This is a genomic window from Xylophilus sp. PBN-3R, assembly GCF_057747805.1.
The window spans coordinates 325127-351821 of the sequence record NZ_CM173225.1; the positions used below are offsets into that span (position 1 = coordinate 325127).

General features: G+C 67.0%; 26 protein-coding genes. 16 read left to right on the forward strand and 10 right to left on the reverse strand.

The features are described from left to right. The first annotated feature begins 15 nt into the window (after window positions 1-15). From AC3ANW_RS01580 to ureG, 14 genes are all read left to right on the forward strand, one after another. On the forward strand, window positions 16-3204 hold the full coding sequence (locus AC3ANW_RS01580) for an efflux RND transporter permease subunit (protein ID WP_488343457.1): 3189 nt from the start codon (window positions 16-18) through the stop codon (window positions 3202-3204). Beyond that, window positions 3201-4613: an efflux transporter outer membrane subunit gene (locus AC3ANW_RS01585; RefSeq protein ID WP_488343458.1), complete on the forward strand. Its 1413-nt coding sequence runs from the start codon at window positions 3201-3203 to the stop codon at window positions 4611-4613. The genes AC3ANW_RS01580 and AC3ANW_RS01585 overlap by 4 nt, the downstream gene beginning before the upstream one ends. A 125-nt stretch (window positions 4614-4738) precedes the next feature. After that, complete coding sequence (locus AC3ANW_RS01590; protein ID WP_488343459.1) at window positions 4739-5710, forward strand: tripartite tricarboxylate transporter substrate binding protein; 972 nt, start codon at window positions 4739-4741, stop codon at window positions 5708-5710. Between the two features lie 59 nt (window positions 5711-5769). Then, a complete protein-coding gene (locus AC3ANW_RS01595) occupies window positions 5770-6111 on the forward strand; it encodes a hypothetical protein (protein ID WP_488343460.1) in 342 nt (113 codons plus the stop codon). 131 nt (window positions 6112-6242) lie between these two features. Continuing rightward, window positions 6243-7613 carry an aspartate aminotransferase family protein gene (locus AC3ANW_RS01600; RefSeq protein ID WP_488343461.1) on the forward strand — a complete coding sequence of 457 codons (1371 nt, stop codon included), beginning with the start codon at window positions 6243-6245 and terminating at the stop codon, window positions 7611-7613. Beyond that, the gene (locus AC3ANW_RS01605) at window positions 7597-8667 is read left to right on the forward strand and encodes a GNAT family N-acetyltransferase (RefSeq protein ID WP_488343462.1); all 1071 of its coding nucleotides are present in this window, start codon (window positions 7597-7599) and stop codon (window positions 8665-8667) included. The genes AC3ANW_RS01600 and AC3ANW_RS01605 overlap by 17 nt, the downstream gene beginning before the upstream one ends. Next, a complete protein-coding gene (locus tag AC3ANW_RS01610) occupies window positions 8649-9578 on the forward strand; it encodes a hypothetical protein (protein ID WP_488343463.1) in 930 nt (309 codons plus the stop codon). Before AC3ANW_RS01605 ends, AC3ANW_RS01610 begins: the two co-directional genes overlap by 19 nt. A 35-nt stretch (window positions 9579-9613) precedes the next feature. Beyond that, window positions 9614-10453 carry an urease accessory protein UreD gene (locus AC3ANW_RS01615; RefSeq protein WP_488343464.1) on the forward strand — a complete coding sequence of 280 codons (840 nt, stop codon included), beginning with the start codon at window positions 9614-9616 and terminating at the stop codon, window positions 10451-10453. Between the two features lie 118 nt (window positions 10454-10571). Next, a complete protein-coding gene (locus AC3ANW_RS01620; protein ID WP_488343465.1) occupies window positions 10572-10874 on the forward strand; it encodes an urease subunit gamma in 303 nt (100 codons plus the stop codon). Window positions 10875-10899: 25 nt separating this feature from the next. Further along, window positions 10900-11205 (forward strand): urease subunit beta, encoded by a 306-nt coding sequence (locus AC3ANW_RS01625; RefSeq protein WP_488343466.1) that lies wholly within the window; start codon window positions 10900-10902, stop codon window positions 11203-11205. Continuing rightward, complete coding sequence (gene ureC / locus AC3ANW_RS01630; protein ID WP_488343467.1) at window positions 11205-12923, forward strand: urease subunit alpha; 1719 nt, start codon at window positions 11205-11207, stop codon at window positions 12921-12923. The genes AC3ANW_RS01625 and ureC overlap by 1 nt, the downstream gene beginning before the upstream one ends. A gap of 6 nt (window positions 12924-12929) precedes the next feature. Then, window positions 12930-13565: an urease accessory protein UreE gene (gene ureE, locus AC3ANW_RS01635; protein ID WP_488343468.1), complete on the forward strand. Its 636-nt coding sequence runs from the start codon at window positions 12930-12932 to the stop codon at window positions 13563-13565. Then, on the forward strand, window positions 13562-14236 hold the full coding sequence (locus AC3ANW_RS01640) for an urease accessory protein UreF (RefSeq protein WP_488343469.1): 675 nt from the start codon (window positions 13562-13564) through the stop codon (window positions 14234-14236). The genes ureE and AC3ANW_RS01640 overlap by 4 nt, the downstream gene beginning before the upstream one ends. Before the next feature lie 8 nt (window positions 14237-14244). Further along, the gene (ureG, locus tag AC3ANW_RS01645) at window positions 14245-14889 is read left to right on the forward strand and encodes an urease accessory protein UreG (protein WP_488343470.1); all 645 of its coding nucleotides are present in this window, start codon (window positions 14245-14247) and stop codon (window positions 14887-14889) included. On the opposite strand, the gene AC3ANW_RS01650 is transcribed toward ureG, so the two are convergent. From AC3ANW_RS01650 to AC3ANW_RS01690, 9 genes are read right to left on the reverse strand one after another with little or no spacing between them, the layout of a single operon-like run. Continuing rightward, a complete protein-coding gene (locus tag AC3ANW_RS01650; protein WP_488343471.1) occupies window positions 14861-16111 on the reverse strand; it encodes a DegT/DnrJ/EryC1/StrS family aminotransferase in 1251 nt (416 codons plus the stop codon). The two genes, ureG and AC3ANW_RS01650, sit on opposite strands and share 29 nt — an antisense overlap. Further along, complete coding sequence (locus AC3ANW_RS01655; RefSeq protein WP_488343472.1) at window positions 16104-16514, reverse strand: DMT family transporter; 411 nt, start codon at window positions 16512-16514, stop codon at window positions 16104-16106. Before AC3ANW_RS01655 ends, AC3ANW_RS01650 begins: the two co-directional genes overlap by 8 nt. 5 nt (window positions 16515-16519) lie before the next feature. Then, entirely contained in the window at window positions 16520-16879 is a 360-nt protein-coding gene (locus AC3ANW_RS01660) for an EamA family transporter (RefSeq protein WP_488343473.1), read from the reverse strand. Beyond that, entirely contained in the window at window positions 16876-17790 is a 915-nt protein-coding gene (locus tag AC3ANW_RS01665; protein ID WP_488343474.1) for an alpha/beta hydrolase, read from the reverse strand. Before AC3ANW_RS01665 ends, AC3ANW_RS01660 begins: the two co-directional genes overlap by 4 nt. A 10-nt stretch (window positions 17791-17800) precedes the next feature. After that, window positions 17801-18592: an MtnX-like HAD-IB family phosphatase gene (locus tag AC3ANW_RS01670; protein WP_488343475.1), complete on the reverse strand. Its 792-nt coding sequence runs from the start codon at window positions 18590-18592 to the stop codon at window positions 17801-17803. Beyond that, window positions 18585-19544, reverse strand: a complete 960-nt coding sequence (locus tag AC3ANW_RS01675) for an HlyD family secretion protein (RefSeq protein WP_488343476.1) — start codon at window positions 19542-19544, stop codon at window positions 18585-18587. The genes AC3ANW_RS01670 and AC3ANW_RS01675 overlap by 8 nt, the downstream gene beginning before the upstream one ends. Then, window positions 19541-20320, reverse strand: a complete 780-nt coding sequence (locus AC3ANW_RS01680) for an ABC transporter ATP-binding protein (protein ID WP_488343477.1) — start codon at window positions 20318-20320, stop codon at window positions 19541-19543. The genes AC3ANW_RS01675 and AC3ANW_RS01680 overlap by 4 nt, the downstream gene beginning before the upstream one ends. Continuing rightward, the gene (locus tag AC3ANW_RS01685; protein WP_488343478.1) at window positions 20317-21450 is read right to left on the reverse strand and encodes an FtsX-like permease family protein; all 1134 of its coding nucleotides are present in this window, start codon (window positions 21448-21450) and stop codon (window positions 20317-20319) included. Before AC3ANW_RS01685 ends, AC3ANW_RS01680 begins: the two co-directional genes overlap by 4 nt. Further along, window positions 21447-22913, reverse strand: a complete 1467-nt coding sequence (locus AC3ANW_RS01690; RefSeq protein ID WP_488343479.1) for an efflux transporter outer membrane subunit — start codon at window positions 22911-22913, stop codon at window positions 21447-21449. Before AC3ANW_RS01690 ends, AC3ANW_RS01685 begins: the two co-directional genes overlap by 4 nt. Window positions 22914-23078: 165 nt before the next feature. Here AC3ANW_RS01690 and AC3ANW_RS01695 point away from each other — a divergent pair, with 165 nt between their 5' ends. Both AC3ANW_RS01695 and AC3ANW_RS01700 read left to right on the forward strand, forming a co-directional pair. Next, complete coding sequence (locus tag AC3ANW_RS01695; RefSeq protein WP_488343480.1) at window positions 23079-23801, forward strand: response regulator; 723 nt, start codon at window positions 23079-23081, stop codon at window positions 23799-23801. Next, a complete protein-coding gene (locus tag AC3ANW_RS01700) occupies window positions 23786-24928 on the forward strand; it encodes a sensor histidine kinase (protein ID WP_488343481.1) in 1143 nt (380 codons plus the stop codon). The genes AC3ANW_RS01695 and AC3ANW_RS01700 overlap by 16 nt, the downstream gene beginning before the upstream one ends. Window positions 24929-24937: 9 nt before the next feature. Here the strand turns inward: AC3ANW_RS01700 and AC3ANW_RS01705 are convergent, their stop codons facing one another. Then, complete coding sequence (locus AC3ANW_RS01705) at window positions 24938-26692, reverse strand: hypothetical protein (protein WP_488343482.1); 1755 nt, start codon at window positions 26690-26692, stop codon at window positions 24938-24940. Window positions 26693-26695: the final 3 nt, after the last annotated feature.

Below are 26695 nucleotides of genomic sequence, written 5' to 3' on the forward strand. Positions count from 1 at the left end.
CGGGGCCGCGCGCAAATGGCACGTTTTTTCATCGACCGGCCCATCTTCGCGTGGGTCATCGCCATCGTCATCATGCTGGCGGGCGCCATCTCCATCCGCACTCTGCCGCTGGAGCAATACCCCAACATCGCGCCGCCTTCCATCTCGATCACCGCCAACTACACAGGCGCATCGGCCAAGACGGTGGAAGACTCGGTCACCCAGGTGATCGAGCAGCAGCTGAAGGGCCTGGACAACCTCATCTACATGGGAGCGACCAGCAGTTCGTCCGGCCAGTCGCGCACCACGCTCACCTTCAATGCCGGCACCAATGCCGACGTGGCCCAGATGCAGGTGCAGAACAAGCTGCAGCAGGCCATGCCGCGCCTGCCCACGGCGGTGCAGAGCCAGGGCGTGACGGTCACCAAGGCCGGCAACGATTTCCTGCTGATCGTGTCGCTGTATTCCGAAGACCCGGCCATGACCCGGACCGACATCGGCGACTACATCAACAGCAACCTGGTCGACCCGGTCAGCCGCCTCGACGGCGTCGCCGAAGTGCAGGTGCTGGGCTCGGGTTACGCCATGCGTATCTGGCTCGACGCCACCAAGCTCGAGAAATACGCTCTCATCCCGTCGGACGTCACTGCCGCCCTGAACGCGCAGAACGCCCAGGTTTCGGCCGGCCAGCTGGGCGGCCTGCCGTCGGTGGGTTCGCAGCAGCTGAGCGCCACCGTCACCGCCCGCAGCAAGCTGCAGACGCCGGAGCAGTTCGGCAACGTGGTGCTGCGTGCAGGCACCGACGGTTCGCTGGTGCTGCTGAAGGATGTCGCCCGGGTTGAACTGGGGGCGGAAAGCCTGACCGTGCAGAGCCGGCTCAACGGCCGCGCCGCCGCCGGCATGGGCATCGTGCTGGCCAACGGCGCCAATGCGCTGAAGGTGTCCGACGCGGTGATCGCGAAGGTCAAGGAACTGGAGCCGTACTTCCCCAACCAGATGAAGTCGCTGGTCGGCTACGACACCACGCCTTTTGTGCGCGCATCCATCCACGAAGTGGTCAAGGCGCTGATCGAGGCCATGATCCTCGTGGTCCTGATCATGTATCTGTTCCTGCAGAACTTCCGCGCCACGCTGATTCCGACGATCGCGGTGCCGGTGGTGCTGCTGGGCACCTTCGGTGTGCTTTCGGTGCTGGGTTATTCCATCAATACCCTGACCATGTTCGGCATGGTGCTGGCCATCGGCCTGCTGGTGGACGATGCCATCGTGGTGGTCGAGAACGTCGAGCGGGTGATGACCGAAGAAGGCCTTTCGCCCAAGGAAGCCACCCGCAAGTCGATGGACGAAATCACCCCGGCGCTGATCGGCATCGCGATGGTGCTGTCGGCGGTGTTCATTCCCATGGCGTTCTTCGGCGGCTCGACCGGCATCATCTACCGGCAGTTCTCGATCACCATCGTGGCCGCCATGGCGCTGTCGGTGCTGGTGGCGCTGACGCTCACCCCTGCGCTGTGCGCCACCATGCTCAAGCACCACGAGCACGACGAAACCGGCCACAAGAAGATCCGCCGCGGCCCGCTGGGTTGGCTTGACCGGTTCTTCGCGTTGTTCAACCGGGGTTTCGACCGCACCGCAGCCGTCACCGAATCGGGTGTCAGGCAGGTGGTCAAGCGCGGCAAACGCAGCATGCTGCTGTACTTGCTGATCGCAGGCGTGATGGCCTTCATGTTCGTGCGGCTGCCGACCTCTTTCCTGCCGGTCGAAGACCAGGGCACGCTGCAGGCCGACATCCGCCTGCCGCCCGGCGCCACCGATGCGCGTACCCAGGCGGTCATGCGGCAGTTCGAGGACGTGATGCGCCGCCAGCCCGAGGTGGTCAACATCAACACCAGCACCGGGCAGAACGGCGACCAGGCTTCGGGCCGGGCGTTCATCAAGCTCAAGTCATGGGAAGAACGGCCGGGCGAAGACCACACCTCGGCGGCCATCGTCAAACGCGCCAACGCCGAGCTGGCCAAGATCCGCGACGCACGGGTGCTGCTGCTGCTGCCGCCCGCCGTGCGGGGGCTGGGCGCCTCGTCGGGTTTCAACTTCTATATCCAGGACACCGCGGCGCTCGGCCACAACGCCCTGGTGTCGGCCACCAGCCAGTTCCTGCAACTTGCCGGCAAGGACAGCGAGCTGACCGGCGTGCGCAACAACAACCTGGCGGACACGGCGCAGTTCGCGGTGGACATCGACGACCGCCGTGCCGGTGCGCTGGGCCTGGCCACCGCCGACATCAACACCACGCTGTCGGCCGCGCTGGGCGGCACTTATGTCAACGACTTCCTGGACCGTGGCCGCGTCAAGCGGGTCTACATCCAGGGCGACGCTCCCTACCGCATGCTGCCGACCGACGTGAACAAATGGACGGTGCGCAACGCTACCGGCCAGATGGTTCCCTTCTCGTCTTTCTCGAGCCAGCGCTGGGACTTCGGTTCGCCGCAGCTGCAGCGCTACAACGGCCTGCCCGCCTATGAAATCCTGGGCGCCTCGGTGGCCGGCGTCAGCTCGGGTGTCGCCATGGACAAGGTGACGAAGATGATCGACCAGCTGCCGCAGGGCATCGGCATCTCGTGGACCGGCTCGTCGTTCGAGGAGCGCCGCTCCGGTGCACAGGCACCGCTGCTGTACGCGGTGTCGATCCTGTTTGTCTTCCTCTGCCTGGCGGCGCTGTACGAAAGCTGGTCGGTGCCGTTCTCGGTGATCCTGGTGGTGCCGCTGGGCATCATCGGCGCGCTGGCGTTCACCGGGTTCCGCGGCATGTCGAACGACGTGTATTTCCAGGTGGGCCTGCTCACCACCGTCGGCCTGTCGTGCAAGAACGCCATCCTGATCGTGGAATTCGCAGTGCAGCTGATGGACCAGGGCCGCACGCTGATCGAGGCCACGCTGGAATCCGTGCGCCTGCGGCTGCGCCCCATCCTGATGACCTCGCTGGCCTTCGGTTTCGGTGTGCTGCCCCTGGTGGTCGGCACCGGCGCCGGTGCGGCCGGCCGGCAGGCCATCGGCACGGCGGTCTTCGGCGGCATGGTCACTGCCACGGTGCTGGGCATTTTCTTCGTGCCGGTGTTCTTCGTGCTGATCCGCAGCATCTTCCGCAAACGTGAACCCGAGCCGAAGGACGATCAGCCGCATGGCGACCAAATTCACGGCGAAGTGGCGCACGGAGGTGCCGCATGAAAAAGCTGCACCTGATTCCATTGATCGGCGCATTGTCGATGGCCGGCTGTACCAACCTGGCACCCGCCTACCAGCAGCCCGTCGCGCCCATCGCCGAAGGCTGGAAGGCCAACACCGTGCCGGTCGCCGGTGCGGTGGCCACGCCTGCGCCGGCCCTGTCGTACGAATCGTTCTTCGTGGACGACCGGCTGCGCCAGGTGGTCACGCTGGCGCTGGCCAACAACCGCGACCTGCGGGTGGCGGCGCTCAACATCGAACGTTCGCGGGCGCAATACAACATCCAGCGCGCCAGCCTGCTGCCCACCATCAACGCGACCGGCTCGGGCACCCGCACCCGGACGCCGCAGGACCTGACGGCCAACGGCCGGGCCACCACCCTCAACACGCTGAACGCCAGCGTCGGCCTGTCCAGCTACGAACTCGACTTCTTCGGCCGCGTCGCCAACCTCAACGATGCCGCGCTGCAGGCCTACCTGTCGCTGGACGAAACCCGCCGCAGCGTGCAGATCAGCCTGCTGTCGGACGTGGCCAACGCCTGGCTCGCCCTGGCCGCCGACCAGCGCCGCCTGCGGCTCGCGCAAGAGACGCTGCGCAGCCAGCAGGCGTCCTATGACCTGACCGCCAAGGCGCGCGAGATCGGCAACGAATCCGGGCTGACGCTCGCGCAGGCCCGCACCACCGTCGATAGCGCCCGTTCCGATGTCGCGGCCTACACACGCGCCGCCGCGCAGGACCGCAATGCGCTGACCTTGCTGGTCGGCTCTGCCGTGCCCGAGGTTTTGCTGCCGGCGGTCGATGAAGGCCTGAAGTCGGTCACCGCGCTGGTCGACGTGCCGGCCGGCCTGCCTTCCGAGTTGCTGCAGAAACGCCCGGATGTGCTCGCCGCCGAACACACGCTGCAGGCGGCCAACGCCAACATCGGCGCGGCGCGTGCGGCTTTCTTTCCACGCATCAGCCTGACGGCCTCGGCCGGCAGCGGCAGCCGCGACCTGGGCGACCTGTTCAACAGCGGCAACGGCGCCTGGACCTTCGCGCCGCAGATCGTGTTGCCGATCTTCAGCGGCGGAGCGTTGCAGGCCAGCCTCGACGTCGCCCGGCTGACCCGCGACATCAACGTGGCGCAGTACGAGAAGTCGGTGCAGACGGCTTTCCGGGAGGTGTCCGACGCACTGGATGCCCGGGCCACGCTGGGCGAGCAGCTCGATGCGCAACGCTCGCTGCGCGATGCCTCGGCAACGGCCTACCGGCTGTCGCAGGAGCGCTACCGCACCGGAGTCGACAGCTACCTCGACACGCTGGTCACCCAGCGCGCCTTCTACGCAGCCGGGCAGACACTCATCACGCTCGAATTGGCCGAACAGGCCAACCGGCTGCAGCTCTACAAGACCATGGGCGGAGGCTGGCAATGAGGCGTCCGGCTGCATGCGCGATGTGAGCGGAAACAGGCGTTTCTCCGGATGACACGCACCCGGGTAAACACTCCTAATAGCCCATCGGCCATGAGCCGTCGGACAGACACAGGAGACACCCCGAAATGCAACGCCGCCACATCGTAAAAGGCGCCCTCGCCGTCGCCGCCACCACGGCCCTCGGCGCGCAGGCCCAGCCCGCGGGCAAGTTCCCCAGCAAGCCGATCCGGCTGGTCATCGCCTTCCCCGCCGGCGGCCCCACCGACATCACCATGCGCCAGCTCGCCGAGAACGCATCCAAGGTTCTGGGCCAGCCGGTCATCGTCGAGAACAAGCCCGGCGCCGGTGGCACCCTGCCGGCGCAGATGCTGCAGAGCAGCCCGGCCGACGGCTACCTGCTGGCGCAGATTCCGCTGGGCGTGTTCCGCATCGGCTACACCACCAAGATCGCCTGGGACCCCATCAAGGACATCCGCTACGTCATCAACGTCACCGGTTATGCCTTCGGAATTGTGGTGCCGGCCAACAGCCCGTTCAAGAACTGGGCCGAGTTCGTGGCTTATGCCAAGGCCAACCCGGGCAAGGTCAACTACGGCTCCACCGGCACGCTGACCAGCCCGCACCTGACCACCGAACTCATTGCCCAGAAGCTGGGCATCGAACTCACCCACGTGCCCTTCAAGGGCAGCGCCGACCTGATGCAGGCGGTCGTCGGCGGCCACGTGATGGCAGCGGCCGACTCCACCGGTTTCGCCCAGCAGGTCGACGCCGGCAAGCTGCGGGTGCTCAACACCTGGGGCGAACATCGCCTCGAAAAATTCCCCGACGCACCCACGCTCAAGGAGCTGGGCCTGGACATCGTGCAGAACTCGCCCTTCGGCATCGGCGCACCGCGCGACACGCCGAACGACGTGGTGGCCACGCTGCAGGCCGCCTTCAAGAAAGCCATGGACGACCCGGCCTATGTGCAGGCGCTCGGCCGCTACGACATGGTGCCCAACTACATGGACTCGGCCCAGTACACCCGCTTCGCGCAAGACACCTTCAACCGCGAGAAGGCGCTGATCGAGAAGCTGGGACTGGCCAAGCCGGTCTGACCCGGCGGTTCCGGCCTGTTCAGGCTTTCGCCAGGCCGCTTCGACATGACAATCCCCCCATGTCCGCCGACGCCTGGCAACCCATCCTCATCCACCGCGCCGCCCCGCCCCATCCAGGGCTGGGGCGGCCCTGCAATGGCTGCGGGCAGTGCTGCCTGGTGGAGCCCTGTCCGGTCGGCATTCTGGTGTCCCGCAGACGCAGCGGCGCCTGCCGGGCACTGCGCTGGAACGACGCCGGCCAGCGTTACCTTTGCGGCCTGGTGGCCGAACCCCGCACGGTGATGGGAAAAGGCTGGCGCTGGCTTTCGCCGGTGGCCGCACGGCTGGCGCGGCGCTGGATTTCCGCCGGTTCCGGCTGCGATGCCGAACTGCTGGAAGAACCGGACAACCCGCCGGCCTGAACGCCTCCACCATTCGTACACAAACACTCGACTTCCGATCAAGGTTGCCGCCGCAGACTGCGACTCACTTGCCCGCGGCCCATGTCTGGAACGCCGGGTTTTTCGAGAGACCACCCCGGAGTTTTCTGTTCATGGATAACGCACAGCTGCTGGCGGACGAAGCAAAATATTGCTCGTTCGGCGATACCGTCCACTACGTCACGCCCCCCAAGATCTTCGCCGGCTGCGACGGCAGCTACATGCACGACGACCAGGGCGTGCGTTACCTCGACTTGCAGATGTGGTATTCGGCCGTCAACTTCGGCTACAAGAACAAGCGCCTCGAAGACGTGATGATCAAGCAGCTGCAAGAGCTGCCGCAGATCGCCAGCCAGTACCTGCACCCGACCAAGATCGAACTGGCCAAGTGGATCGCCCAGGATGCGCAGGCAAAGTGGGGCAACGAAGGCCGCGTGCATTTCAACGTCGGCGGTGCGCAGGCCATCGAAGACTCGTTGAAGGTGGTGCGCAACGCCAGCAACGGCAAGAGCCTGATGTTCGCCTTCGAAGGCGGCTACCACGGCCGTACCCTGGGCGCTTCGTCCATCACCTCCAGCTACCGCTACCGCCGCCGTTTCGGCCACTTCAGCGACCGCGCCCAGTTCATTCCGTTCCCTTACCCGTTCCGCCGCCCCAAGGGCATGACGGCCGAGGAATATTCCGAATCCATCGTCAAGGACTTCGCCCGCAAGTTCGAGAACGAATACCACGCCATCTGGGATCCCAAGACCAACCAGTGCGAATACGCCGCCTTCTATGTCGAGCCGATCCAGGGCACCGGCGGCTACGTCATCCCGCCGCAGAATTTCTTCAAGGGCCTGAAGAAGGTGCTGGACGACCACGGCGTGCTGCTGGTGGTCGACGAAATCCAGATGGGTTTCTGGCGCACCGGCAAGCTGTGGTCCATCGAGAACTTCGGTGTGAAACCCGACGTGCTGGTGTTCGCCAAGGCGCTGACAAACGGCCTGAACGCCCTGTCGGGCCTGTGGGCTCGTGAAGAACTCATCAATCCCACCATCTTCCCGCCGGGCTCCACCCATTCCACCTTCGCGTCCAACCCGCTGGGCACCGCGCTGGGTCTGGAAGTGCTGAAGATGACCGCCGAGGTCGACTTCGGCAAGCAGGTCTGCGAAAGCGGCGCCTACTTCCTGGAGGGGTTGAAGGACCTGCAGAAGCGCCACAAGGAAATCGGCGATGTCGACGGCCTGGGCCTGGCGCTGCGTGCCGAGATCTGCACCGAAGACGGCTTCACCCCGAACCGCGCCCTGCTCGACAAGATGGTCGACATGGGACTGGAAGGCAACCTGGAATACCAGGGCGAGAAACGCGGCCTGGTGCTGGACGTCGGCGGCTACTACAAGAACGTGATCACCTTCGCACCGTCGCTGATGATCAGCCGCAGCGAAATCGACGAAGCCATGGTCCTGCTGGACCAGTTGCTGACGCGTGCCAAACGCGCCTGACAGGCCGCTGAACTCGCTGGAGCCGACGACACTGCTCCGGCAGTTCGCGGCCTTCCCGCCAGACGGTTTCGCGGTCGGCGAGGTCGCTGGTGCACCACTCTTCGTGGCGCCCTTCGACCTGCTGACCACCGCCGACGACGACCTGAAGAAACGCGCTTCCGCACTGCCCGGTTTTGCCTGGTGGTCGCGGTTTCTGCGCATCCGGACCGCCTTCGTCGGCACCACGGTTTCCGAATACGCACCGATGCCGCCCGACGTTGCGCCGTCGCTGCTGGCCGATGCCCTGCGCGCCGGCCCGGGACGCCGCCACAGGCTGACCATCGTCAAGGATCTGCCGCAGCAGTCTCCGCTGCTGTCGCCGCATGAAAACGCCGCGGCCGACGCATTGGTCACGGCGCTGTCTGCCAGCGGATTCGTCACCGTCGAAGGCCAGGCGCTGGCCTATGTGCCGATCGACTTCGCCGATGGCGAGGCCTACCTCTCGCGGCTTTCCACCAGCCGCCGCAAGAACCTCAAACGCAAGCTGCGCAGCCGCGCCGAGATGCGCATAGAGCGGCTGCCGACCGGTGCCGCGTATGCGGACGACAAACGTGTGGATGCGTACTACGCGCTGTACGAAGGCGTGTTCGCCCAGAGCGAGATCCACTTCGACCGGCTGGGCCGCGAGTTCTTCGCCGCGCTGCTGCGCGACGGCAGCAACGGCGGCATCGTGTTCGAGTACCGGCGCGCCAGCGACGACCTGCTGCTGGGCTGGAACCTCTGCTTCGAATACGGCGGCAAACTGGTGGACAAATACATCGGCCTGTCCTATCCGGCCGCCCGTGAGGCCAACCTGTATTTCGTGAGCTGGATGGTCAACCTCGAACACGCGGTCGAACGCGGACTGAGCCACTACATCGCCGGCTGGACCGACCCCGAGGTGAAGGCCCAGCTGGGTGCGAAGTTCACCTTCACCCGTCACCTGGTCTATGTACGCAACCCCTTCCTGCGCGCCCTGGCGAAGCGGTTCTCGGGCCATTTCGAAAGCGACCGCGCATGGAGCGAACAGGCGTGAACCATCCGCTGCATCCGGTGGTGCTCGACATCGACCGCTCCATCGGCGCGCTGCCGCACGAACAACGCATCGACATGGCCGACTGGCAGGAAAGCCTGCGTTTCGGCTGCCGCCTGCCGCGCCTGAAGACCTTTGCGCAGGCGCTCGACGCCTGCCTGCCGCCGGCCCAGACACACGGCACCGTGTTCTTCGGCAGTGGTGACTTCCATCACCTCAGCTGGCCGCTGATCGCCCGTGCCGTCCGCCAGGGCCGTTACCGCGCCGACCGGCCACTGCGCATCGTGGTGCTGGACAACCATCCGGACAACATGCGCTTCCCGTTCGGTGTGCATTGCGGCTCGTGGGTGCGCCGGGTGGCACTGATGCCCGAGGTGTCGCATGTGTTCGTCGCCGGCATCACCTCGACCGACATCGGGCGTGGCCATGCCTGGGAAAACTACCTGCGCCCGCTGGCCGCCGGCAAGCTGAGCTACTGGAGCTGCGGTGTCGACACCGGCTGGGGCAAACGCCTGGGACTCGGCCGGGCCTTCCGGAATTTCGACGACCTGGCCACGCTGTCGGCCACGCTCTGCGAAACACTGGCGGCCGATCCCCGGCCCACCTACCTGTCCATCGACAAGGACGCGCTGTCGCCCGACGTGGTGCGCACCAACTGGGACCAGGGCAGCATGACCGAGGCGCAGGCGATGGCCATCGTGGCGTCGCTGCAGGGCCGCATCGTCGGCAGCGACGTGACCGGCGAGGTTTCTTCCTATCGCTACACCACGGCCTGGAAACGCTGGCTCAGCGCCGGCGACGGACAGGACACCGAGATCGACGCGCACACCCTGCGCCAGTGGCAGCACGGCCAGACGAGCTTCAACCAGCGCTTGCTGGCGGCCATCCGGCAAGCCTCCGCGGCACCGGCCTGACGCCGGGTCCGTCGCAGTCACTACACTGCCGCCCCATGCCCTGGCACGCCCGACTCCAACTCGACTACACCCGCGACCCGTCCGACCTGCAGAGGACAGTGGCCCGTTACCGCCACGAAGGCCCGCTGCGGATCCTGCAGAGCCTGTACCCGGAGGGCGACGGCGTCTGCCACAACGTGCTGGTGCATCCGCCCGGCGGCCTGGTCGGCGGCGATGTGCTGGACATCACGGTGAACGTGGGTCCGGGCGCTCACGGCCTGGTCACCACACCCGGCGCCACGCGGTTCTATCGTTCGCAGGGCGAGGTTGCGAAACAGGTCACCCGCATCACGGTGGGCGAGGCCGCCCGCATCGAATGGCTGCCGCTGGAAGCCCTCTGTTATGACGCCTGCGATGCCGAGAACCACCTCAGCTTCAGCCTGGCGCCCGATGCCGGCCTGATCGGCTGGGACGTCAGCGCCTTCGGCCTGCCGCACGCCGGCCTGCCGTTCCTGCGCGGCCGGCTGCGCCAGCACATCGAGATGCCGGGCGTGTGGCTGGAGCGTGGCGCCATCGAGGCATCCGACAAGCTGTTGCTCGACAGCCCGCTGGGCCTGGCCGGCCACCGCTGCATGGCGTCCATCTTTCTGGCCAGCGGGACGCCGCTGTCGCGCACCGAACGCGAGCGCGCGCTCGATGCGGCACGCGCCGTCATCGACAGCCACCCAATGCGCGACACGGCCGGCGCCACCAGCCCGGACGGCCGCCTGGTAGTCGTGCGGGTGCTGGCACCGGTGGTCGAACCCGCGATGGACCTGCTGCGTTCGGTGCGCGCGGCCTGGCGCGGTGCTTGCTGGGATATGGCGACCACCACGCCGCGCATCTGGAGCATGTAGGCACCCGCCTGCCTGCCGGCTGCATACGCCATCCGCCGTACAAGGCGGCGCGGCAATACGCCGCGGCCTGATTTACCATCGTTTTTTTACCGACACGCCAGCCTCCGAGGCCGCCCGCATGGAACTCACGCCCCGCGAAAAAGACAAGCTGCTGATCTTCACCGCCGCTCTGCTGGCCGAGCGCCGCAAGGGCCGCGGCCTGAAGCTGAACTATCCCGAGGCGGTGGCGCTGATCAGCGCGGCCGTGATGGAAGGTGCCCGCGACGGCAAGACCGTCGCCCAGCTGATGAGCGAGGGCCGCGAGGTTCTCAGCCGTGCCGAAGTGATGGACGGCGTCGCCGAGATGATCCCGGACATCCAGGTCGAGGCCACCTTTCCGGACGGCACGAAACTGGTGACGGTACACCAGCCCATCCCATGAAATCCCTGACCACTGGAGAACGCCGATGACCCCCGGTGAACTGCTCGTCGACGACGGCGAACACGTGTTGAACCCCGCCCGCGAACCGGTCGCCGTGCTGGTGAAGAACGCCTCCGAACGGCCGATCCAGGTCGGGTCGCACTACCACTTCGCAGAAACCAACGGCGCGCTCGACTTCGACCGCGTGCTGGCACACGGCAAACGCCTCAACATCGCCAGCGGCACGGCGGTGCGTTTCGAGCCGGGCCAGCAGCGCACGGTGGAACTGATCGACTATGCCGGCGACCGCGTGGTCCATGGTTTCAGAGCACTCGTGCAGGGAGCCCTTTGATGGCCACCATCGGTAAACGCGCCTATGCCGAAATCTTCGGCCCCACCGTCGGCGACCGGGTCCGCCTGGCCGACACCGACCTCCTGGTGGAGGTCGAACGCGACTACACCCTGCTGGCCGGCGGCTACGGCGAAGAAGTGAAGTTCGGCGGCGGCAAGACCATCCGCGACGGCATGGCGCAAAGCCAGCGCACCAACGCTGCCGGCGCGATGGACCTGGTGCTGACCAACGCGCTGATCATCGACCACTGGGGCATCGTCAAGGCCGACATCGGCATCCAGGGCGGGCGCATCGTCAAGATCGGCAAGGCGGGCAATCCGGACACGCAGCCAGGCGTGGACATCGTCATCGGCCCGGGCACCGAGATCCTCAGCTGCGAAGGCAGCATCGTCACCGCCGGCACCATCGACAGCCACATCCACTTCATCGCTCCGCAGCAGATCGACGAAGCCCTGGCGGCCGGCACCACCACCATGCTGGGCGGCGGTACAGGCCCGGCGACCGGCACGCTGGCGACCACATCCACACCCGGCCCGTGGAATATCGAACGCATGATGCAGGCGGCCGATTCGTTCCCGATGAACCTGGGTTTCCTGGGCAAGGGCAACGCCAGCCGGCCCGAGGCGCTGCGCGAGCAGGCCGAAGCCGGCGTCATCGGCCTGAAACTGCACGAAGACTGGGGCACCACGCCGGCCGCCATCGACAACTGCCTGGACGTGGCCGAAGAACACGACATCCAGGTGGCAATCCACAGCGACACCCTGAACGAATCGGGGTTTGTCGAGAACACCATCGCAGCCACCCGGGGCCGTGGCCTGTGCGCCTTCCATACCGAAGGCGCGGGCGGCGGGCATGCACCCGACATCCTGCGCGTGGTCGGCGAGGCCAACTTCCTGCCTTCGTCGACCAACCCGACGATGCCCTACACCGTCAACACGCTCGACGAACACGTCGACATGCTGATGGTGTGCCACCACCTGGACGCCGGCATCGCCGAAGACCTGGCCTTCGCCGAAAGCCGCATCCGCAAGGAAACCATCGCGGCCGAGGACGTGCTGCACGACATCGGTGCGATCAGCATGTTCAGCTCCGACAGCCAGGCGATGGGCCGGGTCGGCGAGGTCACCATCCGTTGCTGGCAGACGGCCCACAAGATGAAGGGCCAGCGCGGCACGCTGCCCGAAGACAGCAGCCGCCACGACAACTTCCGGGTCAAGCGCTACATCGCCAAGCTGACCATCAACCCCGCGGTGGCGCACGGCATCAGCCATGAAGTCGGCAGCATCGAAGAGGGCAAATGGGCCGACCTGGTGTTGTGGAAACCGGCTTTCTTCGGCGTCAAGCCGAGCGTGGTGCTGAAGGGTGGCTTCATCGCGCTGGCCGCCATGGGCGACCCGAACGCTTCCATCCCCACGCCGCAGCCGGTGCATTACCGGCCGATGTTCGGTTCGTTCGGCCGGGCGATGCACCGCAGTTCGTTCACCTTCGTATCGCAAGCCGGCCTGGCCAACGACATCGGCGGCAAATACGGGCTGCAGAAGATGCTGTCGCCGGTGAAGAACGTGCGCGGCGTCCGCAAGCAGCACATGGTGCACAACGCCGCCCTGCCGGTGATGGAGATCGACGCGCAGACCTATGCGGTGCGTGCCGACGGCCAGTTGCTGACCTGCGAGCCGGCCAGGGTGCTGCCGATGGCGCAGCGGTATTTCCTGTTTTGAGTCTTCATGCTTACCGTCAACAAACTCATGCCCCAGGGCAAGGGCCTTGCGCCCGTGCTGCTGAAACGTGCCACCACCGTCGAACTGGACTGGGACGTGCGCCAGAAGAGCCGTTTCGACGCCGAGGATTCCGGCGGCCGCCGCCTGGGCGTGTTCCTGCCGCGCGGCACTCTGGTGCGCGGCGGTGACGTGCTGGTGGCCGATGACGGCTCGCTGGTCCGCGTCATTTCCGCGCCGCAGAAGGTGCTGCGGATCACGCCTTGCGCCAACCACGGCAGCCCGTTCGACCTGGTGCGGGCGGCCTACCACCTGGGCAACCGCCATGTGCAGATCGAACTCAAGCCCGATCACCTGAAGATCGAGCCAGACCATGTATTGGGCGACATGCTGCGGTCCATGCACCTGATCGTGGTGGATGCGGTAGAAGCCTTCGAACCGGAAGGCGGGGCTTATGCGGCGGGTGCGCACTCGCATGGATCCCAGGATCACGGTCACGACCACGGCCACGGCCACGGCCAACCCAAGACGAAGCCCCATGTGCACGGCCCGGATTGCAAACACGACCACCATGACCATGGTCATTCGCACGCTCCGGCTCCGGCCGTCCTGCAGTTCCACAAGACCCGTCCCGACTCCCTGTGAACGCCTTCACTCCCGGCCTGCTCCAGCTGATCTGGCTGGCATCGCCTGCGCTGCCGGTCGGCGGTTTCTCCTATTCGGAAGGGCTCGAGGCGGCCGTCGAATGGGCCGGTGTCTCCACCGAGGCGAGGGCGGCGGACTGGATCGCCGACCAGCTGCACCTGAACCTGTCCCGCTGCGACCTGCCGGTGCTCCTGCAGGCAGTGACGGCCGCCCGGGCCGGTGAAGGCGAACGCCTGAAGCAACTCGACGCCTGGGTGCGCCAGACCCGCGAGACCAGCGAGTTCCGTCTGCAGACCGAGCAGATGGGCCGTTCGATGGCCGACTGGCTACGAGGCCTGCATGCCGACGACGCGGTGCTGTTCACCGGCTGGCAGCCGAGCTATCCGGTGGCCTTCGCGGTCGCCGCGGCACGCACGCAGGCGGCGGCCGCCGACATCGCCGCAGCCTTCTGTTTCGGCTGGGCCGAGAACATGGTGCAGACCGCCATCAAGTCGGTTCCGCTGGGCCAGAGCGCCGGGCAACGCATGCTGGCGCGGCTGGCCGATGAAATTCCCCGGGCGCTGGCCCATGCGGCCACGCTGGACGACGACGACCGGCAGGCGCTCAGCCCGATGCTGGCGATCCTGTCAGCGCGCCACGAAACCCAATACTCCCGGCTCTTCAGAAGCTGACCGAACCCATGACCTCCGCCTTCCACACCATCCCCAACCGCACCAAGAAACTCCCGCCGCTGCGGGTCGGCATCGGCGGCCCGGTCGGATCCGGCAAGACCACGCTGCTCGAAATGCTCTGCAAGTCGATGCGCGACAAATGGGACCTGGTGGCCATCACCAACGACATCTACACCAAGGAAGACCAGCGCCTGCTGACGGTCAGCGGCGCGCTGGACGCGGAGCGCATCGAGGGTGTGGAAACCGGCGGTTGCCCGCACACGGCGATCCGCGAGGACGCCTCGATCAACCTGGAAGCCATCGACCGCATGCTGGAGAAATTTCCGGACGCCGACGTGGTGTTCGTCGAATCCGGCGGCGACAACCTGGCCGCCACCTTCAGTCCTGAACTGAGCGACCTGACCATCTATGTGATCGACGTCGCGGCCGGCGAAAAGATCCCGCGCAAGGGCGGCCCCGGCATCACCAAGAGCGACCTGTTCGTCATCAACAAGACCGACCTGGCGCCCTATGTCGGCGCCGACCTGTCGGTGATGGAGGCCGACACGAAACGCATGCGGCCCAACCGTCCCTACGTGATGACCAACCTCCGCACCAACGCCGGCCTGGCCGAAGTGGTGGCCTTCATCGAGAAGAAAGGCATGCTGATTTGAGCGCCTGGCAGACGTTCTCGAAGCCGGTCTCGTCCAGCCACGGGCTGTTGCTGATCGCCAGCAGGCGCGAGGCCAGATCGCGTGCATTGGGCAGCGCGTCGTGTGCGGCGGCGGGCACTACGGAGGCATAACGTTCGTAGTCGGCCAGGGTGTGCACGAACGGCAGCGAGACGCCGCAGCCAGCGCCCCACAACTGGCCGATGGCGCGGTCGCGCGAGGCGGCGTCGGGCATCAGCACCATCAGCACCGGCCAGCTGCCGGCGGCCCCGGTGACGGCGGGACTGTCGCCCAAAACCTTCAGGCCCCTGTTGGCGGAAAGGCGGGTCGCCCGGCGCCGTCCGCGTTCCGCGGCCGAAGCCAGGAAAGCGGGCAGCCGGGCCAACGCACGAACGCCCACCGCCCGGCGCCAGCGGCCGACGGTGTGCATGGGGATGTCGGTGTCGAAGTCGTCGCCTGCAGCCGCCACCCAGTCGCCCCTGGCGAGTTCACGGCGCAACGGATTTCCATAGGCGCGGCGCAGGCCCGAAGGCCGGTACAGCGCGGCATAACCCAGCAGTTCGGCACTGCGGCGCAGTTCCCAGCCGGGCTTGTGCGGTGCCAGCTCGGCAGACACCTCACGCAGCTTGCCGCGTAGTCCGGCGTCGCGCGCCAGCAGCACGCCGCCTTCGAAAATGGTCAGTCCCTTGCCGACGGCGAGGCTGAAGAAGGCGATGTCGCTGTCCAGCCCGACACTGCGCCGGCCGACCCTGGCGCCCAGCGCCTGGGCAGCGTCTTCGATCACCCAGGCACCGGCGGTGCGGGCGAGGATGCGCACCCGCGCGACGTCGCTGACCCGGCCGCCCAGGTGGGTGGGCAGCACGGCGAGGGTGTCGGGCCCGCACAGCGCGGCGAGGGCGCCGGGGTCCAGGTCCAGCGACTGCGGCTGAAGGTCGCACAGCGCCAGCTTCAGGCCGCAGCGTGCCACGGCCAGGGCCACCAGGGGGCAGGTGTAGGCGGGCACGACGACAGTGCGGCGCTGCGGCGCCATGCGGCTGAGCGTGGTCAGCGCGATGACCAGCGCCGAGGTGCCCGAGCATTCGACCAGCACCTCGGGGGCGCCGATGAAACGCGCCAGCGCGCCGGCCAGGTCGGCGTCGCCGCGCCAGCCCAGGTCGGACTTCAGCAGGGGCAGGCCGGCGGTGGGCGGAACGTCGAATTCGGTTTTGGGTGTCTTGTCAGTCATGCGCCAGGGCGGCTCCGCCGGTGGGTTCGTCGTCCGCGGTTTCGGAGACCGCCAGGCAGCCGATACCGGCGACGATGAACAGCCCGCCGACGATCTGCGGCCAGCCGATGGTTTCGTCGAAAAGCCAGACCGATAGGGCCAGCACCGAGATGATCTCGAGATGCGACGCGGCGAAAGCCGGCCCGATGGGCGCATGTTTCAGCAGCGTCATCCAGGTGAAGAACGCACCGATGTAGCCGATGAAGGCGCCGTAGATCCAGGGCTGGCCGAACACGCGGGCCAGCCAGGCCGGGCTCATTTCCAGCGGCAGCGCATGCATGCCGGCAGTCTTGAAGCTGAGCTGGGCGAGGGTGTCGAATGCCATCAGCACCAGGAAACCGATGATGTAGAACTTCTTGCTCATAGTGATCAACCCGGCAGACCGACGACGGCCACTCCGATGGACACCAGCACGATGCCGGTCACCCGCATCGGCGAGAGCTTTTCCTTGAACAGCAGTCGGCCGGCCACCATGATGGCGACGATGTTGATGGAGCCCAGCAGCACGCCTTCGGACAGCGGCACCAGCGACAGGAAGGCCAGCCAGACGACGAATTCGGCGACGTAGCAGGCGACGCCGATCCACAGCCAGGGTCGCGCCGCCATGAACTTCCAGCGGGCCAGTCCGTCACCGGCATGCGGGTCGCCGGCAGCGGCCTTGAACGCCAACTGGCCGGCGCTGTCGACCAGCACGTTCAGCACCCACAGCACCCCGACCAGGACGCTCATGCAGCCGCGCCCTGCAGGCCCTGCACGAAGGTGACGGTGCGGCGGATGACGGTGCGGCGCTCGCGGTCAACCGTCACCATGTGATAGCTGTCGTCGAGCAGCACCAGTTCGACCGGCGCGTGTTTCACGCCACGGACGATGGCACGGGCGTTGTCCACCGTGGCGACATCGTCTTCGCGCGCGTGGATGACGAGGCAGGGCGCGCTGACCAGCGACAGACGGCTCAGCACGCGGCGCGACAGGGCACGCATCTCGACCACCGACCACCACGGATTGCCCGGCAGGCCGGCCGCCGCGCTGTCGCCAGCATGCATCTGCGCGACGATCTGGCGGCGCAGCGCCTCGTCCTTGATGCCATAAGGCGGCTGCTCCATGAACACCTTGTGTCTGCCGATGCCCAGCGCGCGGAACAGTGGCAGCAGGAAGTCGCCCATGCGGGTGTAGACCGGCATGCTCCAGCCGTCATAACGAAAGATGACCGACAGCGCTGCGACGCCATGCACCAGCTCTGGCCGGTCCTCGGCCAGAGCCAGCGACAGCACCGCGCCCATCGACAGACCCGCCACCACCATCTGGTCGACCTGGCCGCGCAGACGTTCGGCGCCGGCTTCGACCGCGCCGTACCAGTCCTGCCAGCGGGTGGCCAGCAGGTCGTCCATGGTGCCGCAGTGGCCGGCCAGCTGTACCGCGTAGACGGTGAAGCCGGCCTTGTTCAGGCCACGCGCCAGCAGGCGCATTTCGTTGGGGGTGCCGGTCAGGCCGTGAACCAGCAGCACGCCGGTGCGACCTGCGGCACCGCTGCCCTGCAGGAAGAATTCATGCGGCGTGACACAGACGCCGGCCGGCGCTGCGGCGTAGCGGGCGTCGTCGTTGGCGGCTGTGTCGCGGGCGATGTTCAGGGCGGCTGTCATGGGGGAGTCTTCAGGCGGCCATGCTCGCGGCGGACATGCTGACCGTGGCGGGCAGCAGGGCCAGCGCTTCGCCGAAGTCGGCATACACGGCGTGCGGAATGCCGCGGGTGCGGCAATAGTCGATAAGTTTGTATTTGGCGAACACGAAGTCGGCCTTGCCAGAGACGCAGAAATCCGACGTGCTGTCGCCGACGAACAGCACCCGGCCGCCGACATTCTGGGCGGTGGCGGCGCGTTCGCACTTGCAGTTGCCGCTGGCGCGCACGCACGCGGCGTTGGCATGCGGCGACTGCAGCTGCCAGCTGCGCGCGCCGGTCTGCACCAGGCGGTTGGCATACACCGGCAGGTCACCCAGGCCATTGAGCGCCAGCACGGTGGAGATGCAGTGGTCGATGCCGTCGCTCACCACCTGCACCGGCAGGCCCATGGCGCGGGCAGCGCGGGCAAAGGCGGCGAAGTGCGGGTCGACCTGGATAGTCGCCAGATGGGCCTGCAGTTCGGACAGAGACATGTCGAGCAGGGCAACCTGGCCCTTCATGCATTCGCGCGAACCGATTTCGCCGCGTTCCCAGGCGTCTTCGAGTTCGATCCAGCCGGGTTTGCCGAAGCGCTGCAGCAGGGAATCGGTGACGTCCTCGACGCTGATGGTGCCGTCGAAGTCGCACTGGATGGTCCAGGGGCCGTCGGCCGGCTGGCGGGCCTGGCCTGAGGTCGGCGAAACCGGCGCAGCCGGTGCGATGGGGATGGAGCGGCGCAGGGCGGGCTTGGAAACCGGTGCGTCGACAACAAGCATTTCATTCATGGAAGTTCACCCTGACGTTTTGGCCGACGCGCCATGCGACGGACCCGTTCGCGCCTGCTGCAGGCGCCTGCTCTAAAACCAGAAAACAATCGACGACCCGCTGACCGGCGCGCGATGCACCGTCGTCCTCGAGCCGCGTGGGGCCGACCAGCGGCGCCACGCGGACCACCTTGGCCTGGCGCGACGGGGAGGCGGCACCGACGGTGCTGTCCAGCGTCACCTCGGCGACCATGCCGGGGCGCACGGCCGACGCAAAACTCTCGTTGAGTTCGGCACGCACCATCAGCGGTTTGTTGGGCAGCAGCACCAGCAGGCTGTGGCCGGACTGGGCATCGACCCGGGTGCCGGCGTGCACCGACAGGCGCACCACCGTGGCATCGGCAGGTGCGGACAGCACCAGCCGCGACAGCAGGGCACGCGACTGGGCAAGCTTTCCGGCGGCCACCTGGACATCGGCGGCAGCCACGGCGGCAGCGGCTTCGATTTCACGGGCGGCCTGCTGGGCGTCGTCGGCGCGCTGGCGGTCGATGCCGCCGGCCGCGGCGGCCTCGGCCAGGCGTGCGGCGTATTGGCGGGCTGCCGGCAGCCGCACCGACTGGGCCTGCTGGCGGGCCTGCGCCGCCTTCAGTTCGGCCTCGAAGACGGTAGCGTCGGCGCGGGCGGCATCGGCCTCCAGCCGCACCAGCGGCTGGCCCTTTCTGACCGTGTCGCCTTCATTGACGGTGACCGACTCGACCAGGCCATTGGCCGGTGCGGCGAGTTCGATCAGGCCGCCCTGGACTTCGATCTTTCCGCGTGCGATGGCGATGCTGCGGGGGCCGGCGGGCATCTGGGCCTGGCCCTGGGCCTGCGCGATGGCGATGGGCCGGTCACTGCCGCCGCAGGCTGCCAGCATCAGGGCGGCGAGCAGCGGCACGGCGCGCAGGGCGAACTCTTTGGGATGGAAATTCACGAAGCGTGGGCTCCAGAAGCGGCGCGGCCCAGCGTGTCGGCGGGCTGCCAGTCGTTGCAGATCAGGCCGTCCTCCATGCTGAGCACGCGGTCTGCGTGGCGCACCGCGCGCGGGTCGTGGCTGACGCACAGCACGGTGGTGCCGTGCGAACGCGCGATGCGGTGCAGGATGTCGATCACGCGCTGGCCGTTTTCGGCGTCCAGCGCGCTGGTGGGTTCGTCGGCGAACAGCAATTGCGGTTCCTTGGCCAGTGCCCGGGCGATGGCCACCCGTTGTTTCTCGCCGCCGGAAAGCTGGGCCGGGCGCAGGTCGGCGCGGTGTGCCATGCCGACTTCGTCCAGCACCTGCAGGGCACGAGCGGCGGACTTCTTGTTGTCCATGCCCAGGTAGCCCAGGGGCAGCTGCACCTGTTCGCGGGCGGTCAGGGCCGGGAACAGGTTGAAGCCCTGGAACACGAAGCCGGTGTGCAGCAGACGGAACCGCTCGAGCGCGCGTTTGTCCATCTTGGCGAGGTCTTCGCCAAGGGCCCGCACCTCGCCGGCGTCCGGCGCCTGCAGGCCCGACAGCAGCGACAGCAGCGTGCTCTTGCCGCAGCCGGACGGACCGGAAATCAGCGTGAGTTCACCCGGATAGATGGACGCCGACAGGCCGTGCAGCACCTGCGCCCGCACCACGCCGGTGACAAATGACTTGTTGACCCGACGGGCTTCCAGCGTCGGCGCGACGGCGCGGCGCGGCGCGGCGTTCGGGCGCTGGTTGGGGCTGATGACACTCACCGCAGCAACTCCGCCGGATTGGCGCGCAGCAAGCCGCGCATGGCCAGCAGGCCGGACACCAGGGCCAGCACGGCGACCAGTGCGGCGCAGAGCAGCGACACCCGCAGGTTCATGGCGACCGGAACATCCTGGCTGCCGGCCACCGAAAGCAGGGCCGCGCTGAGGACGCTGGCCATCAGCAGGCCGAGGCCGCCGACCCAGCAGGCCTGTTCGACGACCACCCGGCCCAGCGCCACCATGCTGGCGCCCAGGGCGTGCAGCACGGCGTATTCACGCGACGAAGAAGCCACCACGCCCATCAGCGACTGGCTGGTGACCACCGCGCCGACGACACACACGATGACGGCCATGAACAGCACCGCGACGCCTGCCCCGGTGCCGAACAGCCAGTAATGCTGGGACTGGCGGGCGAATTCGGCCGCGGTCCAGACCTGGAACGGGCCGAAGGCGCGGTCGGGTTGCAGGCGGGCGCGCACGGCGGCGGGGTCGACGCCGCTTCGCACCTTGCCGACGTAATAGGTGGCGCCGCGCGGCACATCGGCACCGGCGATGCCGCGGGCGGTGTCGAGCGAGGCCAGCACGTTGACGCCGCCCAGCGCACGCAGGCCCGGCAGTGCGGCGATCACACGAACCTGGTGGCCGCCGATGTCGCCGCGGCCGCCGATCACCACACCGAGCTGGTCCAGGTCGGCCCGGTCGACGATGACGGCACCGGGCTCGTCCAGCCGCTGGCGCAGGCTGACGGGCAGCAGTTCGGAAAACAGCATGCCCTCGGCCTGGGTGCGGATGCCCGATACATAGACACCGACGGTGCCGCCGGTCGTGCCGGCCGTATGCCAGTCGCTTTCGACCCACTGATAAGGCTCGACGTCGGTCACGTCGGGGTCCATCCGCAGGCGCATCTCGACATCGGGCGACACCGCGCGGCCGAAACTGACGCTCTGGGTGCCCGGATAACCGGCCCAGACATCGGCCGACGACTCGCTGACATACAGGGCGGCGCTGTCGAAGATGCCCAGCACCAGCGCGGCCTGCACGGTCAGCAGCACGCCCGAGAAACCCAGCGCGAACACGGCGGGCAGGAAACGGCGCCATTCGTAGACCAGGGTCTTGCGGGCGAGCGCGATCACCGGGCCACCTCGGGGGCTGGGGCGGTGGATGCCACGGCGCTGGTGTCGACTGCCGGAAACGGTGCGCCGCCGAGGGCCTTGTAGAGGTCGACGAAAGCCAGCGACTGGGCAGCCTGCGCTGCGCTGCGTTCCGCCTCGGCCTGGAGCGCGGAGCGGTCGAAGGACAGCTGTTCGTAGTCGCTCGAAAGACCGCTGGCCAGCAGGCTGCGCTGGCTGCGCGAGCGGCGCTTGAGCGCGGCCGATGCGTCGGTGAGATGGATCAGGCGTTCGCGCTGCTGGGCCAGCGCCGACAGCGCGGTCTCGGCTTCGGAAACGCCTTGCAGCACCGTCTGGCGATAGGCCAGCACGCTGGCCTGCAGTGCTTCGCCACGGGCGTCGGCACGTGCACGGCGCAGGCCCCAGTCGAACAGCGGCAGGTCGATGAAGGGACCGAATGCGGGGATCTGGTCGGTGGTCGAGGCGCGCCGGTTCTGCGTGATGTTGAAGGCGTAGAGGTACGAGGCGCCGAAAGAGATGCGCGGGTACAGCTCGGCGTTGGCGACGCCCAGTTCGCCGGCAGCCTGCAGCACCGCGGCTTCGGCCTGGCGTATGTCGGGGCGCACACGAAGCAGGTCCGAAGGAAGTTGCGCCACGGCGACCGCGCCCAGCTGGGGCTGTCGGGCCGGCTGCATCCATGCGGCGTCGGGCGCGGTGCGGCCCAGCAGCACGGCCAGCGCCTGCGCCGCCTGCACGGCGGCCTGGCGCGAGGGCGGCAGCAGGGCGGCGGTCTGGGCCTGGCGCGCGCTGGCTTCGTCGGCTTCGCTGGCGGCGCCGACGCGGCTGCGGGCGCGCACGCCCGACAGGTCGAGCGCACGGCCGTCGATGGTCAGCAGCTGTTCCAGCAGGGCGGTCTGGCGCTGGGCGCCGCGCAGCGTCAGGTACTGGTGGACCACTTCGGAGACGACCGAAACCCGCGCTGCCTGCACCGCGGCTTCGCTGGTGTCGAGTTCGGCCTTGGCCATCTGCTGCGCGCTTTCGCGCATGCCGAACAGGCCGAGTTCCCAGGTCACGTCGAGGCTTGCGTGCAGGTAGGAGTCGGTGGCCGACACGTCCTGGAGGCTGCGCATGTTGGCGGAAACGGTCGGCAGGTAGGGCGCATCGGTGCGCAGGGCCAGCCGACGCGCCTGGCGCAGCTTGCTGCCGGCCTTGGCCACGTCGATGTTCTGTGTCAGGGCTTCGTCCACCAGCCGGTCGAGCTGCGGATCGCCCAGCAGCTTCCACCAGGACTGCAGATCGACCGGCGGCGTGCCGGGTGCGACCGCGGGCGCGGCGTGGTTCCAGGCGGCGGGCAGGTCGGTCGGCAGGGTGGGTGGGGCCATGCCGCCGCATCCGGCCAGCGTCAGCACCAGGGCCGCCACGGCAACGGCCGCTTCCGCACGCGAAAACGGCAGGGCGATAGTGGAGCGGTGCGGCACGGAAATCATCGAGCCTGCATTGGACCGGCCGGTGCTTGCGCGGCAGTGCAGGGAATGTGGAGGAAACGTGGAGGCGCCCCGGCGCGGCCTGCCAATGGCCCGCTCGGAGTTCGGGACGTCGCGCCATGTGAGCGGACGCTTCGATTCTGACGACCCATAATGCCGCGCATCAGCATGAATGCCACCCTAGCCCCCACCGGACCCCTGGTGCTGGTCGTCGAGGACGAACCGGCCATCGCCGACATCCTCGTCGCCTACCTGCGGCGCGACGGATTCCGCACCCACTGCGCCGCCGACGGCCAGGCCGGCCTGGCCGCGTTCGCGCAGGAACGGCCGGCGCTGGTGCTGCTGGACATCCATCTTCCCGGCATGGACGGCGTAGACGTGCTGAAGAACATCCGCGCCGAGGACGACACGCCGGTCATCATGGTCACCGCGCTGGCCGACGACGTCGACAAGCTGCTGGCGCTGCGCATGGGCGCCGACGACTACGTGGTCAAGCCCTACAGCCCGCCAGAGGTGGTGGCCCGTGTGAAGGCGGTGCTGCGGCGCACCACCGCGCGGCAGCAGCCCAAGGCGCAGGCGGTGCTGAAGGTGGGCCGGCTGGAGATCGACGAAGAAGCCCACATCGCCCGCGCCCAGAACGCCGACGGCCGTTTCGAGACCTTGCCACTGACGCTGACCGAATTCCGGCTGCTGTCCTGCCTGGCCGCGCAACCGCGCCGATGTTTCTCGCGCAGCCACCTCATCGAGACCTGCCTGCCCGAAAGCGACGCACTCGACCGGGTCATCGATTCCCATCTCTCCAAGCTGCGCCGCAAGCTGCAACTGGCCGACAACGGCGAACTGATCGAGACGGTGCGCGGCATCGGCTACCGCCTGTGGCCCGGGGAATAGAACGCATCTGGGTCCGGTTCGGGCTCTGGATCGCCGGCACGGTGCTGGTCACCATGGGCCTGCTGGGCGCCAGCGTGATGCTGTTCGCCGAGCTGCAATACCGCAGTTTCTACGGCGCGCTCCCGCAGCCGGTTCGGGTCGAGCTCGACGCCCTCAACGACCTCGACATGGAAGACAGCCCGCGAGCTGTCGAGATCTACGGCCAGTACTGGAAGGGCGACCTGCTGTTCGGCGAGAAGTGGTCGCTGGTGATCGGCCTCTTCGTGTGCCTGCCGATCGGGCTGGGTGTCGGGTTCTGGGTGTCACGCATCGTCACGCTGCCGCTCGCATCGATGGCCGAAGCCGCGCGGCGGGTGGGTTCCGGAGACTTTTCGGTGCGTGCCGAGCCGGGCCGTGCCAAGGGTGAAATCGTCGGCATGGTGCGCGACTTCAACCAGATGATCGATGCGCTGGAAGGCCTGGAGCGCGAACGCAAGGCCACTGCGGCCGCGGTCTCTCATGAACTGCGCACTCCGCTGGCCGTTCTCCGGGCGCGACTGCATGCGGTCTGCGACGGTGTGATCGACGCCGACGAGACCGAATTCCGACGGCTGCTGGGCGAAGTCGAACATCTGGGCCGGCTGGTCGACGACCTGCACACGCTGTCGGTGGCCGAAGCTGGCCGGCTGTCGCTGCAACGGGCACCGCTGGATCTGGTCGCGTTGGTCGAAGACACCCTGACCGGCATGGAGCCCCGCATCACCGCGCGGGGCGTGGTGCTGGAATGGGTGCCCGCGGTGTCCGAAGTGTTGGTGCCGCTCGACCGCGACCGCATGCGCCAGGTGCTGACCAACCTGGTCGAAAACGCCTTGCGCCACGCGTCGCAGGGCGGCTGGTTGAAGGTTTCCCTGGATATCGACGGCAACGAGGCCGTGCTGTCGGTAGCCGACGATGGTCCCGGCCTGCCCGAAGACATGCGGCACAACCCCTTCAGGCGGTTTCAGAAGCCACTGCATCGCAACAGCGAAGGAGTCGGGCTGGGCCTGTCCATCGTGCAGGCGCTGGTTTTGCAGCAGGGCGGCGATGTGTCGGCCGACGACCGGCCGGGCGGCGGCACGGTTTTCACCGTGCGTCTGCCGCAGGCCTGAGCCGGCGTTTCAGACTGGTGGCCAGGTTTTGAACAGCGCCTCGAGATAGGCAGCGGAAGAAACGACGTGGGGATCCGTGCTGGCGCCGACGAAGCCGGCACGGTCGAACGGGCGGCCGGCGTTGCGCGCGGTCTGTTCGGCCTTCATCACCTGGTAGAGCGCAGTCGTGCGCTCCACGTAGGCGCCACCGGAAACGAACCCGGCCTCGTTGTGTTCGAGCCCGACACCTTCGTCCAGTTCGTCCACCGCATCCTTGTAGCGTTGCATCGAATCCGGCATGGCATGCGCGCCCGCGCCGGACGCGCCTGCGGAAGCCGATGCAGTCGCGGCGACCGGTGTGGGTACCTGCGCCGGCTTTGCATTCTTGACGGCGAACGGATCGGTCATGAAGCCGTACCAGTGGTCGATATAGGTATGCGCCGATGCCATGAGTGCTTTGTGCATCGCACCGCGGATATTCTGTTTTCTCGCAATTTCTCCGGTATGGGTCAGTTTGAATTCGAGAATCATGTTTTTCAGGGCCGTGCCCATTTTCAATTTCGATTCCGGGCGAACCATCAAGGGCAATATCTGCATGTAGAACGTGACGACCCGTGCTATTTCGGTATGGGGTCCGGTGCCGCGGCCGAACGCACAATTTTTGCCCTGCCTCAACAGAAAGCTGTGACTCAGGATTTCCTCACACTCTTCCAGGGTGGTGGGTTGCCGTGCAACGAACGTTCGTACGCTGTGGGTGAATACCGAAAGATGCTCCAGCCCGAGCGTTTCGACCATATGGTGAAAATGCAGCAAGCCATTGGAGAGAAGGGCGTCGATCCGGCCTGGTTCGACGTCGTGGGCCTGTGCCAGTCGGTGCAGGGCCGGGTCGTTGGCAAGTTTCTTGACGATGAGCCGGGCGTAGGTTTCTATCAGTGCCTGATTTTTGCGGAATCTGTCACTGACCCCGCCGCTCAGGTAGGGGCCGAATCGCGCTGGCGAATGGTATTCCCCGACTTGGAAACTATGCTCTGGATATTCATCCACGAGTTGCCGGAAGATGTCGCGATCCACCTTGTCCAGCAGAAAAGCCGAAAACGAGGAATGGTCGGCAAATGTGCCCTGCGCGATATCGGCGCGCAGCGCACCGTATTCGGCGTTGGTCAGTAATGGCGTTTCCGGGGGCGTGGCGATTCTCGTTGCATCGACGAGTTCGCCGATGATGGCCTGGTTCTTTGCCAAAAAAGCCGGGTAATTGCCGTTCGAATCCAGCTGCGCCTGCGCTGCGGCAACCGCTGCCGCTACAGCCGGATTGGCAGCCGCGGCGACATGTTGGAAAGCGGCGGACCACACGGCGTTCTTGAGTGCCTTGCCCACCGACTTCGCGTCGGCGGATTCAATTTGCATCAACTGCGCCTTGAGGTTTTCGAAATCCCGGAAAGCAGGCCCGCCTGAGTGGCGAGGATTGAAGGCATAACCCAGAATGTCCAGTATGTCGAGCGGCGCCGACTGGGAGAGCTCGCGAAAATATTTCGATTGCAGGATGGTGGATCGCAAATGCCGGTCGATAGCCGTGCCCTCGTCGGTTCGGGCGCCGGCTTGAACAAAATATGCGTGGTCCGGTTCGTGATGCGAATCCTGAACAACCAGGTTGCTCAGCAGGCTGTCGATATTCGAAAATGCATGCGGTTTTGTCGTTTCGATCGACGGCTTGCTGTCTTTTCCTTTCGTGCTTGAAAAATTTGGACTGGGTGGTGTCGATTGGAAAGTAGGTTTGTCCGGCAGCATGAC